This window comes from Leptothoe sp. ISB3NOV94-8A, assembly GCF_043421595.1.
GTDB lineage: Bacteria > Cyanobacteriota > Cyanobacteriia > Phormidesmidales > Phormidesmidaceae > Leptothoe > Leptothoe turfae.
In genome coordinates this window covers 60,672-73,177 of the sequence record NZ_JAXSQW010000003.1, presented here as the reverse complement: position 1 = coordinate 73,177, position 12,506 = coordinate 60,672, and the positions used below count along the sequence as shown (strand labels likewise).

The following is a 12,506-nucleotide window of genomic DNA, read 5'->3' as shown; positions in this document are numbered from 1 at the left end:
TTAAGACAAAATCGGCATCATCATTCGAAATAAATTTCACCATCGGCAGGCATGCCAGGCTTTGCAAATCCATCAGGATTATCAATGCTGAGTCTGACACCAAACACCTGTTGCACCCGGTCTTCTCGGAAGTAGATATTTTCAGGCGTAAAGGAAGCCTGGGTATCAATGGCAATAACTCGGGCACTGAGGGGATTCTCGGGTGCTGAATCTAGAAAGACGCTGGCCGCTTGTCCTACTCGTACTTTGCCAATCTCTCCTTCAGGAATAAAACCACGCAGATAAACAGTGTCTAGATCAATTAAAGAAAGCAGCGTACTGCCGGTCGTCACCACTTCTCCCGGTTCAGCGCTGCGAGCGGTAACAACTCCAGCGAGGGGACTAGCAATGGTGAGATAGCCCATGCGAGCTTCAATTTCTCGCTGAACGGCTTCAGCCCTGGTCACATTATCCTGTGCAGCAACCGCCTGGGATTGTACCTGAATCAACTGTTTTTGCAAAACGTCTAACTCAGCCGTGCGAAGATCTGGATTGAGCCGGGTGGTTTGGGCCTGGGTCAATCCCCCTGCTGCGGCATCAACCTGTCTCTGAGCGGCGACAATGGCGGCTTCACGTACACCCAACCGGGCTTGGGTAGTTTCAAACGTCGTTTGGGCCTGGTCCGCACGCTCCTGGGTCGCGGCACCGACTTGGGCAAGCTTGATGTAGCGATCGCGTTCCACCCTGGCCAGATCCAAGTCTGATGTAGCCGCAATCAGCTGTGCCTCTGCTTCTGCTCGCTGCGCCTGAGCCGTAGCAAGATTAGCCTCGGCCTGGCTAACCTGACCAACTGTATCCCCCTGGGATTGTTCCAGACTCACCTGGGCTCGCCGAATTTGGCTTTGCAGCACCTCAATCTGCAATCGCGCCTGTCGTTCTCGCTGTTGGGCAGAGGCCAGCTGTGCTTTAGCCTCGTCTAATTGAGCCTGCACTTCTTCATCATCAAGCCGAACAATCACTTGACCATCATTGACCTGGTCGCCTTCTCTGACAGCTACAAACTCCACTCGTCCTGATACTTTTGCACCCACGTCTGTCTCGTAGCCCTCAATGCGGCCACTCAACTGCAGCGTATCTGTGGGGGAACGTGATAAGAAGTAGGTCACGGAGAAACCCGCACCCACCACCAAAAGACCTAACGGAAGCAAGACACGCAGCCTGTTTTTATGTTTACTTTTCGATACGTCAGAGGTAGTGGAATGGGGCTTAAACCGAGCAACTAATTGGTTGAGATTCAGCCGTGAACCTGGCAAATGCATGAACAGATCTCCTCATTAAAGGGGCGAGAGGATTTGACTTTTACAGCAGTTAAAACCTGCTCTATCTTGAACTTAGAAAATGGATATGAGGAAGTTATGAGTACCCCACTAAGCATCGCTAAGCAATTTTCATGCCAGCGTTCTAGGGGGTTTCTCCATGATTTCCTCAAAGTTGATTTGTAATCTACGGGTATAGATCGGTTTTGAATATGTCTGAGCAAGCAAGACCGGAAATTAGACACCGCTAATGTACTAGTTCTCGGGGGAGTAACACAACGAAATGAATGGTAATAGCAGACGTAAAAACTGGAAACATTTTATTCTATTTTCCCTTCTCGGTATTTTTGTTGCGATCGCACTGGCTAATACATCATGTGCTAGACAGCCCACAATGACTACATGGGAATACGATCAGCTAATTCAGGCGATTGAACAGGATAAGATTGAGAGAATTGACATTTATTCACATCCCCATTACTTCCAAGCTACTGTAGAGACCCTAGAAGGTGAACGTATCGCGGTTAGATTACCAGATGATCCAAAGTTGTCAGATGGGCCACAGTTACAAGAGATCTTGATTCAAAAAAAGATTGATGCTTCCATGCAACCTTATCGTAATGAACGCTTAGCCTTGATCAGAACAGTTGCTATTCTGATGAGCCCTGTTGTTGTTGCTCTATTTTGGCTATGGGTATTGATTGACTGTGCTACTCAAGAAGCAAGTGAGGGCAACACTAAAATTGTTTGGACTATTATTATCCTATTCTTGAATTTTGTTGGTGCACTGATCTATGTCTTTGTGAGACGACCACAGCGTCGCCGGGAGCTAGCACAGTAAAGTCTAAGAGAAAACTTTCGGGATGGTGTAGTCATGAACCAAAGACCTCCCAAGGAGTCGACATTAAAATTCAATGCCAGTAGATAGGGAGCAAGGTAAGAAAAAACAGAAAAAACAACCGGTTTAAACAGCCAGCCCCCTATATCTACTCTGAGAGTGAATTGCCTCAGATAGTTTCTAAAAAGAAATTATCAGTTTCCTGAGCCTTCTTCTAGTGTTGAGAAGCAAAGGTACCTTTGCTTAGCCAACATTTCGGCATTAGAGCTTCAAAGCTAAATTAGGCATCTGAACCACCAGTATGATATGAAACTCCACGATACTTCAGGTCAAAAACTGGTGAAGACAGTGCTTTAACCAATTTGTGGAAGTGGAACGTAACACCTCGATATTTACCGACTTCTTCACTGTCGGCAATTGCGACATCAGGAGCCTTATAGTCATAGCTAACGCCGCGATACTTTAGTTTCATAATGTCCCCCTGAAATTGTTAGAAAGTGGGATACCCTCATCCCACTTTGATGTTAGATAAAGAATTTGAGAATCTTATGAAGCCTGTGCTATACCCCCATAGTCTTCAGGTTTGGGTTGGTGGATAACCAGCTTAGGAACCACAATTAATTAGGCTCCACTATTGGATGTACAGACGTTGCATGCAACGTCTCTCCAGCATTAATTTTTGGATCTTATAAAATCCTTATCCCTTAAGCAGAATTGCTGCATCTGCCTCTATGACAGCTCGCTGTCTTCTAAGGACATTTCTGGTAAAGAAGCTACCAGTTATCCAGGCCCCCAACCCCCCAATACTGGGGACATGGAAAGCACTTACAGCGTTAGAAACTCCCAGCAATCTTTCACAATCTAATCCGGGCTGGTAACTGTCCTGTCTTCGCCAGGTAATCATGCAGCTCATGGGGCTTGAGATGACACAGATCTCGAGCCAATTCATTCATTTTCAATGGCTTGGGTAATAGAGGCGTGCAAACTTCTCTCATCAGCCCTAGAATTTGGGGTGCCGCAATGATAATAAGTTGTCGAACGTGTTTAGACTCAACCAGATCTAGTACGGTTTTAGCAATAGATTTAGCAAATCGCCGTTCAAATTCAAGTTTATGACTCTGGCGATGGTCATCATATCTGTGGGACTGACCGCTCGCACCACGGTTACGTCCTGACTGAATATTTGACCATAGAGCCTTGCCGGGTAGTTCTCCCTCGAAACTCACCATACTTTTATGTTCAACTAGCGTTAGAACGTCCGGATCATACATAGGTAAGGTTGCTGGTTCTGAAGTGAAGAAACGAGCAACGGCTCCATTGATAGTAGCAACAAGCAATTTACCCATAGACTGTCTCAGTAATTTTGTAGAGTTCTATGTCACTAAACTGACGTGGTTACACCTGAGGAACCAGGCGCTATCATAACTAATATAATTTTATCGTTGAACAGTTGTATAGTTTACTCCTGAGATACATCTTGTAATCTCTTTGCTTATGAAAGCTCCATTTCAGTCTATATATCAATGGCGGATCCAGTTTCTAGCAACAATATTAACCGTCGTTTTAATCCTATTAGTGCCTGTTAAAACAGTCGCGAGTGATGTTGTCGATGTGTACTTCTTCCACAGTACAACCTGTCCCCATTGTCTGCGTCAGAAACCACTGATGGAGGATATTGATACCTACAATCCAGATGTGAAGGTACATCTGATTGAAGTGAGCGAAGAACCTCAAACGTGGCAAGATTTTAGGGAACGATATAACATCCGGTCTGGAGCCGTGCCTCGCACATTTGTTGGCGAAATGAGTTTTGTTGGCTATAGCGAGAGTGATGGCTCACTAGAATATGTACCAGCCTATGAGGGATATATCGGCTACCATAACCAGATTTTAGATGCGATCGCAACTGCTGTCGGCCACACGTTGCAGTTAGGCACCGCCACAAACACATTACAATTAGACACCGCCACAAACCCCTGGCAGTTTCCCTGGTTAGTCCTGGGGTTACCGGGCATATATCTAATCAGTTTCCCATTATTAAGAAGTCGTCTTCAATCCCCCCAGGCTCGACGCTATTGGTGGGGTGGCTTAGGGGCCATCTGCCTACTCAGTCTGTTTCTGCTAATAAGCCTCACACCAGATACAATCATCAAGACCTTTGCTCAACAATTACCCTTTCCACTATTTGTCTCAACCATTGCCCTGGCTGATGGATTTAACCCTTGTGCCTTTACCGTCTTAATCATTTTGTTGTCGTTGCTCACCCACACTAAACGACGAAGAGATATGCTTCTGATTGGGGGCACGTTTATTATTACATCAGCAGCAATGTATTTCCTGTTCATCATGGTGATGATTGGCATGGGGGCATTGTTACTAGAGCACTATGGTCAATGGTTCTTACTCGTGTTAGGAATTGGAGTTGCGATCGCCGGATTAATCAACATCAAAGACTACTTTTGGTTTAAGCAAGGTGTTTCCCTCTCTCTATCAGCCGACGAACAGCGCACCATTACCCAAAAGGCCAGCCGCATTGTTCGTGCCCTAAACGAGCCCCAGAAAAATCGACTCAAGTTCCTCGCAGCGCTGGGCAGTACAGTCATTCTGGCCATTTTTGTGAATACCGTTGAACTGGGTTGTACAGCCATCTTACCTGTGGTCTACATGACAACCTTGGTAAACTATTGCAATATTCAAAGTGTAGACGGTACTTTCCTATGCCAAACCACATGGACTTTCCTGTATGCCGTCCTCTATATAGTGCCTTTGGGGCTCATCCTGGCAAATTTCATCTATTCCTTTGAGTCCACTCGATTGAGTGAAAGCCAGGGCCGCCGTCTTAAATTAGTGGGCGGATTGTTTATGTTATTCTTTGGGCTAGTGATGATTTTTCAGCCAGAATTATTGTTATTAACTTAAACTTGGCGTCGAAATAACGTGTCTCCAAAACGACTCTAATTGAGCATACGCAATTCCTTTAAGAAGCTTGTGAAGACAGGAATCAAACCTTAGATTAAGTGATCATTTGCTCCAACGCCTGTTGCAACTCTTGGGTCAGGTCCATCACCGCCTGTCTTCCAGCCCTGCGGTTGGTTTGATACATAGGCCAGCGCTCTGTCACCGAAATCGGCTCACCGATGGTGAGTGTGGCCCGACGAGCAGCTAACCGGGGCCGACAGGGGTGTCTATCACCTCGCAGACGGGCCAGCATATCAAACATCAGGAAGGTGGTCTCTGCACAGCGTTCAAAGGACGGTTTTTCCTTCAGGTAGGTCTCGGTAACCGCCACAAAAGTTTCCACCAGGCGCATATGGAGCATTCGCAAACTGGCTTCTTGAGCTACCCAGTCTGCTAAACCTCGATCTAAAGGCGATAGGGTGCTGCGATCCGGCAAATCATCTCGATAAATATAGGTCCAACCCGCTTCCTCTAAACGGCGACAGCGTTCCGCCAGATTGCCATGGGCCGAAATGCCAAAGTATTGCTCACCCACCTGCAGAGCAGCCTGCAGCAGTGCTTGCAGTCGTGTTAAGCAAGCAGATTGGGCATCAGCATCAAACTGAAAAGAGAGCTGTTTTTGGTGATAAAAACGACTGTAAAACGTTGCCATCTTGCTCAGCAGATGATCTCCAAGGCGCATGATGCGTTGATAAATAATCTTCTCAGATACTGCGCTATGACTGACATCGGCAGGTAATCCGCTATCCCTTTCTAATCGAGCTAACAATCGTCCCAAACGTGACCAAGCAGGTTTCACATACCGATACTGGATATTGATAGGGATGATATAAACCGATTCACTGCGACCTGCTTTGGCCAAATCTTCAGCACACCAGAATGCTAATTGAGCAGTTCCCATCTCCAAAGGACCCACTCGTTCACTGTGACCATTGGTGGCCCCCTCCGGAGCCACCGTCATGGGCCAAAGGCCCTGACTCAACATCTGTCGTGCTTGTCGTAGCCCTGACCAGTCGGGTTGTCGTCCGCGGCGAATGGGAATCCCACCCAGATGAGAGAGCGCCCAACCGAGCCAGGTTCCTGCCCAAAGTGGCATTCCCCGTTCATAGAGAAAATGGGTATGGAGCGGCGTTCGTAACTGAATACGCTGTTGCCGAGCAGCCTGAGGAACGGCCCTGGATAGTAGATACAAGCCACAGAGAGGATCATCCACTTCTACATGACGAAAGGCCATTAGAAAGCGTAGGTTCCCTTGTTGAAACTGTTGGTAGAACTCCGCTAGCACTCTACCGTTGGTCACCTGAATCTGGGTGATACCTGCCGGTAACCAGGGTGACAGACGCACACGCAACAGTATGGGCAAAATTCTATGAACTACCTTCAGCAACCAGGCGCTGTAGGCAGGGGCAATAAATCCTAATGGGGGCTGAACACCATCAATACTTTGGGGCATCTGAACGCAGTCTTCATCAAAGGAAAACGAATATCGAACTCACCGCAACACTCCTAACCAGGACCATAACACCTATCCAGCATCAAGTATCCAGAAATATAGCAAATGCGGCTATGTGAGGTGCAAGACAAGCTACAAACTCTGTAAATCCAAAGAATGGTTCGGGAGGATGAAACCTTGGACAACTTAATAAGCGATAAATGACGGGCTAGTCGATAAGTGTTTGACCCGTCATTTTTTTATCACTCACCAAAATACCTGAGGGCGTTTGGGTTCACTAAATCTAAATTCTCCATAAAATCCTCATATTAGTTATTTAACCTAAAGTAAGCCTTAGAGATCAGCTAATCCTAGATAGATCTAATTCCTATGATTTGACCACCAGATGAGATTCTTACCCTCTCCATTAGAAGAGGTCGGTGGTCTAGGGAGATTATGTTTTTAGATCGCTAAACCCTTTGTGCCAGAAGCAAAACGGCAAAGTCGAACAAGGCAGTATCTTTGTCTTTTCTTACACAATTATTAATCTATACTCTTGAAGATAACCATGAAAAAAATTCAGTTAAGTCAAACAGGGATTGACGTCAGTTGTTTATGCCTAGGAACACTGCGGTTTGGGACCCTTAACACGTATGAACAATCAGCCCAGCTGCTGGATATTTATTTGGAAGCTGGAGGCATATTCATTGACACAGGCAACAGCTACAATCAATGGAGTGCCAACGGCAAGGGTGGCGAAAGCGAAGTTGTAGTTGGCCGGTGGCTTCGGGAACGGGGCAACCGAGATGATCTCTTCATTGCCAGTAAAGTTGGTTTTGGTTATGGGGAAGTGCCTGATGGTCTAGCTGCATCAACTATTATTTCTGAATGCGACAACAGTCTGAAGCGGTTAGGTATTGATCATTTAGATCTCTACTATGCCCACAAGGATGATCCAAGCACGCCCCTAGAGGAGACGCTAGAGGCGTTTCACTCATTGGTAAAAGCCGGTAAGGTCAGGTTTGTCGGGGCGAGTAATTATTATGCTTGGCGTTTAGCAGATGCAGATGCGATCGCAACAGCTCAAGGGTGGAACGGGTTTACCTGTATCGAACAGCGATTTACCTACCTACGCCCAACTCCTGGCGCAGATTTTGGTGATCAGCGCCTCATCAACCAAAACTTAATGAGCTATGGTGACGCCCGGGGAAAAACCATGCTGCCCTACACACCACTCCTACGGGGAGCCTATGTCCGAGCTGATCGCCCCATCTCAGCTGTTTATGCTGGACCAGATACAGAAGCCCGGATAGCTGCATTACGGGAAGTCGCCCAAGAACTTAACGCTACCGCCAATCAAGTTGTGTTGGCCTGGATGATGCATCGCCAACCGCCCCTGTTACCTGTTTTTTCAGGTAACAGGGGCGACCACCTGAAAGAAAACCTGGGGGCGTTAGACCTGACCTTGTCCACTAAGCAGATGGCAAAGCTCAACAACGCGGGTCACTGTGTGAATGAAGAACCTAACTAGGGTTGGAGCATTTACTTTCATAAGATTCTCATAATGTGTTTTTAGCATTATTGCGGTTTCAACTCAAATATATATCTGTTATCCACACTAAAGGAAAAGATAAGGACTGTATCCCACCCTGGCTCGAAAGATTATTGCAAACGCACCTTTCAACACGGTAGAAGATGTTCTCAATATGCCAGGACTCAGCGAGCGCGAAATCGATATTCTGAAAGACAATCTAGAGAATTTTGTAGTGACTCCGTCTGAACCGGCACTAATCGAAGGTGGGGATCGAATTAATCCTGGTATTTATAAGTGAACCATCAACAGCAGCAATCTTTTTTATAACCAGAAGAGTAATGTAACCAACAATATCGGTAACGATTCATTGCTTGAAGCGCTCACCATGGGCACCTATATTTCAAACTTAGTTCTAGCTAAATAGTTTTATTAGACAGCTAGAATATACTAATGAGTCGAAAGTATTGTCCGTTTAGTTTTTCCTGTGAAGCGATTACTCAAACACCGGGGCTATTGGCGGCTCAGTGTCCTAATTTAGTGACTTGTTCAGAACTGGCTAAAGCTGACGAAAACGTTGGAACAGTTAATCTTCAAGTGGGTGATGAAGCACAGGCACAGCATTCTGTACCGATGTCGGCTAACTCGGCGGCCACACTAATGTTACGACAGCGGGGCAACCCTCAAGACCTGGATTCGCTGGGGATTTCGTCACTGATGGAGACACTCCAAGAAGCCATGGCTGAGTTGGAAACCCAATTCGCTCAGTTAGAACCGGACAGCAAACAGTATATTGCTCCTGAGGGAACGGAAGTGCATGCCTATGCGGTTAAGCGGCCTTACGGTACCTATTGGTACAACAAACTGGCGGCCCATAGGGAAATGTTTCATCCCCAGGCACAGCAACGATTGGTGCGGCACATTCATTTGGGTAAAACGGGCGAGCCACGCCATCGGGAAGCACGGGCGGGAATTGAGCGGCGCAATCAGTTGGTCAAAACTCGGACACAGCTGATGCAGGCGGCCAAGGCATTGGAAGAAGCGCTCTCGATCCTACAAAATCCACGTTCCTAAAACTCTGTTCAGCCGCAGGATTACTAGGAAAACCTTTGATACTCTTGTACCAGTATGAGAGTTACCCATGGCTAAATCCGATCCACAACCCACATTTATTGAGTTCCAAGATGGCAGGCCCCAAAAGCCTGTAGTGCCCCAGGCAACTCGTGAGCCTGATTGGGTAGATCGGTTTCTTGAGAATCGGGAGTTAAGACCCAGTACAAAGAAAACCTACACTCGTCAGCTGCGGCAATTTCAGCGGTGGTTAGCTGGAAAGGGATGGCCAGATGTCACCGAGCAGGAGTTAACTCGCTATAAGACTCATCTAAAAACGACACCTAAGGCCAATTCATTCAGCCTAATATTCCCCCCATAACCAGAGTTTCTCTGCCAATAGCAGAAACTCCTTAAGCTAATGGTGATTGAAACGGTAAGCTATAGATAGCTCTCACAGCCAAGCACTAAAAATAATCAAACGTACGACGCAAGATAAGTTCATTATCTGCTGTAATCGTTCGAGTACCATTCTCCATCATTGAGATCAACCCCTGACTAATTCCAGTTAGCATCGCCAACTTACGCTGACTCCATCCCTTTTCCACCCTAAGACTCTTAACCTCCTCCGGAGTCAACTTCGGTACCGCAGGTTCTATCTCAACAGGTTCTTCTGCCGCCTCCCCAGATGGAAGATTTGCCGTATCCCAGCTCTCAGGAGGAGCAACCAACAACTGCGCCTTTAGCAGCTGATCAAAAAATCCCCTAGGCCGACGAGACGTATCCCGCCCAAACCCCGACGGTTGAATCTCAACCGGATACGTCTCAGCATCAAACGTAATCTGCCAACCCCGATCATGTAACGCCAGCAAATCCTCATCCCACGTATTCGTCAGCTTCTTCCGCAGCTGATTATCCGACTGCGCATTGTGCACCCGTTCCACCCCATAGGCCACCTCCAACAAAGTCCGCACTGGCAACGGATGCTGTGGACTAAACTGCGCCTTAAACAACAGCCATACCATCAATCGAGCCGCCCCCGCCCGGTGCTGCCAAATGCTCATCACACTTTCCAACAGTGATTTCGGCAACACACCTGGGTTAACCGGCAGCTCCTGTTCCTGAGCTGTCTCCTCATTCAAAAAGTACTTAGCCCACAGCCCCGCCTTCACCACAAAGGACATCCCAGTCAGCTCTTTATTACCAAAATTATCCTGCTGATAATGATGGCGAGTACCCAGGAGGTGCCACAGGCGGCCTTCCTCAACTGTAAACCCCTTTCGCTTGCCGTAGCGCGGCCAGGAAATAAGCGTCGTAATCTTACAAGGCTGTTTAACAATCTCCTCAATCAGCGCTAGCTTCTCACGACGATTCTTATCGGTACGTCGCTGCAAACCAAGATAAGCCTCAATTTGGCGATCATCAATCACCAACTCCTCTTCCCAGGGCCGCTCCATCTGAGACGCATGGGCCGCCAGGATCAGGTGTATACACGCCGCCCGAATATCAAACGTATCAATAACCGCCAGAGCAGCTGCCCCCGCTAGCGCAGCAGGGTGTTCTTCCTCTGTATTGTCCGCAATCCAGAAACAAATTGCCCCCTTGCCATCATTAACCTCACGGCTATAAATCAGCTTGCCATCGGGATCAGTTGTCCAAGGCAACTGCTGACGCTGGGTGAGAATATTGCTCGCTTCCCAGATTGGCAATGAGGAAGTTACTTTAGTCAGCGATCCCTGATCAAACAGATCTGGATTTGTTTTAGGACGCTCACCTGGGGCCACTTTGGTAGTAGGCAGTTTCTGCTGCGTCGCGACAGAACGACTTGCCCGCGTCTCAGCATCTAGTTTTTTGTTAGATTTTGAGGCCATTAGATTCCCTGACTTCAACATTGTCCACGTCCAGTACCGTCATTTTGACCTAGAAGCACCTGCAGACTTGGACGTGGTTTAGAGAGCACTGGACAGGCAAGAAGAAAACATGCCAAGCTTCACACCACGCGGTGAATTATAGCGCCATATTCACACATATGAGGACAACTTACAGAAAGCGTGAATATTCTCATAGTCGTGATTACATTTGGCCTCAAAACTTCCATTTGATTACAAAAGTCTCTAGACCCTGTCACCTAAATTGAGACAACAATAGTCAACACACCATATGGCAACAGCTTTAGGTGATTACAAATATTTCTAGAACCCAAGCTCGATTACAAGTAAATCTAGAACCTAGCCCCGAAACACAGATCACACAACCCCTTGAAGTGATTACATTTGGAGCTGATAACGGCTGTGATTACAGGTTTTCTCTAGAGCCTGAGCCCAAAGTTGATTACAACAAAGCCTAGAGCCTAGACCTGATTACAAAAACCTCTAGAACCTGGACCTGATTACACGTTTCGCTAGAGCACAACCCTAGAAAATCAGTTAGAAGCCTCATTGAAGTGATTACATTTAGAGCTGATAATGGCTGTGATTACAGGATTACTCTAGAGCCCGAGCCCAAAGTTGATTACAACAAAGCCTAGAGCCTAGACCTGATTACAAAAACCTCTAGAACTTGGGCCTGATTACAGGATTACTCTAGAGCCCAGCACCTAAAGTACGGTGTTGATGGGGAGTTTAAAGGTGTTGCTTGGGGTCCCTCCAAGTTCCCTTTCCGGAAGTAATCAAGCTATCTCAATAGGCATACTGGGGTTTCCCCATGGCAGGGTCGGAACAAGGTTTACGGGTCCTAGGTTCGATCATTACTATGATTACACATCTCCTCTAAAGCCCGAGCCCAAAACTGATTACATCTGAGTCTAGGGCTTCAACCCAATTACAACAATCTCTAGAACCTGGTACCTGTAATCACGCTAGAACATTCCAAGAAGGTGGCATCTAGAAGCAAAACCCTAATCTTGATTACATTCTTATTCTAGAGCCCAATCCCAAAGTGATTACAAAATTACAAACATAGGATTCTGATTACATCAATACTCTAGAGCCCGGCCCCTACAGTGATTACATCCATGGTGTCCAAAGGGATTGATTACACGATTTATCTAGGGCCTGGTACCCATAATGATTACAAATTAGTTCTAGAACATAGACCGGAAAATTCTAGGTCCCTTACCCTAAACTATCTAGACCCCATACCCAAAATTTTGATTGTTGTTATGTGATATTTCCCAACAACAAAAGAGTTTGATGTTTTTGGCCCTCTCAGAAGCCAAGCCATGATTACAAATTTTCTGTTATCAGAACAATCCAGGCAAGATTTTGTAATCAGACAGTCTGCTATAAGCATTGAAGTCAACATGAGTAGTTCATTTGTATAAGGCACACAATTAAAATTCAGCACTTTCTAGTGCTTTAGACCACTGTGAAACAGAATATTGCTATTGCTGATTTAGAGTAT

11 protein-coding genes are annotated in these 12,506 nt (G+C 46.6%); 6 read left to right on the top strand and 5 right to left on the bottom strand.

Going from position 1 to position 12,506, the window contains the following annotated elements; genetic code table 11:
* Window positions 1-20: 20 nt before the first annotated feature.
* Window positions 21-1,298, bottom strand: a complete 1,278-nt coding sequence (locus SPB21_RS32765; protein WP_499869233.1) for an HlyD family secretion protein — start codon at window positions 1,296-1,298, stop codon at window positions 21-23.
* Between the two features lie 391 nt (window positions 1,299-1,689).
* Here SPB21_RS32765 and SPB21_RS32760 point away from each other — a divergent pair, with 391 nt between their 5' ends.
* Complete coding sequence (locus tag SPB21_RS32760) at window positions 1,690-2,136, top strand: PLD nuclease N-terminal domain-containing protein (RefSeq protein WP_499869232.1); 447 nt, start codon at window positions 1,690-1,692, stop codon at window positions 2,134-2,136.
* A gap of 277 nt (window positions 2,137-2,413) precedes the next feature.
* Here the strand turns inward: SPB21_RS32760 and SPB21_RS32755 are convergent, their stop codons facing one another.
* Together SPB21_RS32755 and SPB21_RS32750 are read right to left on the bottom strand one after the other, a co-directional pair.
* Window positions 2,414-2,605, bottom strand: coding sequence for a DUF4278 domain-containing protein (locus SPB21_RS32755; RefSeq protein WP_499869230.1), 192 nt, complete (start codon window positions 2,603-2,605; stop codon window positions 2,414-2,416).
* 382 nt (window positions 2,606-2,987) lie between these two features.
* Window positions 2,988-3,479 carry a host attachment protein gene (locus SPB21_RS32750; RefSeq protein WP_163671265.1) on the bottom strand — a complete coding sequence of 164 codons (492 nt, stop codon included), beginning with the start codon at window positions 3,477-3,479 and terminating at the stop codon, window positions 2,988-2,990.
* Window positions 3,480-3,627: 148 nt separating this feature from the next.
* Here SPB21_RS32750 and SPB21_RS32745 point away from each other — a divergent pair, with 148 nt between their 5' ends.
* Window positions 3,628-5,052: a glutaredoxin family protein gene (locus SPB21_RS32745; RefSeq protein ID WP_499869228.1), complete on the top strand. Its 1,425-nt coding sequence runs from the start codon at window positions 3,628-3,630 to the stop codon at window positions 5,050-5,052.
* Between the two features lie 94 nt (window positions 5,053-5,146).
* On the opposite strand, the gene SPB21_RS32740 is transcribed toward SPB21_RS32745, so the two are convergent.
* Window positions 5,147-6,544, bottom strand: a complete 1,398-nt coding sequence (locus SPB21_RS32740; protein WP_499869226.1) for a lysophospholipid acyltransferase family protein — start codon at window positions 6,542-6,544, stop codon at window positions 5,147-5,149.
* A 547-nt stretch (window positions 6,545-7,091) separates the two neighbouring features.
* Here SPB21_RS32740 and SPB21_RS32735 point away from each other — a divergent pair.
* The 4 genes from SPB21_RS32735 to SPB21_RS32720 all read left to right on the top strand — a co-directional run bounded on the left by SPB21_RS32735 (window position 7,092) and on the right by SPB21_RS32720 (window position 9,486).
* A complete protein-coding gene (locus tag SPB21_RS32735) occupies window positions 7,092-8,054 on the top strand; it encodes an aldo/keto reductase (protein ID WP_499869225.1) in 963 nt (320 codons plus the stop codon).
* Window positions 8,055-8,160: 106 nt separating this feature from the next.
* Window positions 8,161-8,355 (top strand): photosystem II complex extrinsic protein PsbU, encoded by a 195-nt coding sequence (psbU, locus tag SPB21_RS32730; protein WP_163671891.1) that lies wholly within the window; start codon window positions 8,161-8,163, stop codon window positions 8,353-8,355.
* A 152-nt stretch (window positions 8,356-8,507) separates the two neighbouring features.
* Window positions 8,508-9,128, top strand: coding sequence for a hypothetical protein (locus tag SPB21_RS32725; protein WP_499869223.1), 621 nt, complete (start codon window positions 8,508-8,510; stop codon window positions 9,126-9,128).
* A gap of 67 nt (window positions 9,129-9,195) precedes the next feature.
* Window positions 9,196-9,486 carry a phage integrase N-terminal SAM-like domain-containing protein gene (locus tag SPB21_RS32720; protein ID WP_499869221.1) on the top strand — a complete coding sequence of 97 codons (291 nt, stop codon included), beginning with the start codon at window positions 9,196-9,198 and terminating at the stop codon, window positions 9,484-9,486.
* An 85-nt stretch (window positions 9,487-9,571) separates the two neighbouring features.
* Here the strand turns inward: SPB21_RS32720 and SPB21_RS32715 are convergent, their stop codons facing one another.
* Entirely contained in the window at window positions 9,572-10,975 is a 1,404-nt protein-coding gene (locus tag SPB21_RS32715) for a helix-turn-helix domain-containing protein (RefSeq protein ID WP_499869220.1), read from the bottom strand.
* Between the last annotated feature and the right edge of the window lie 1,531 nt (window positions 10,976-12,506).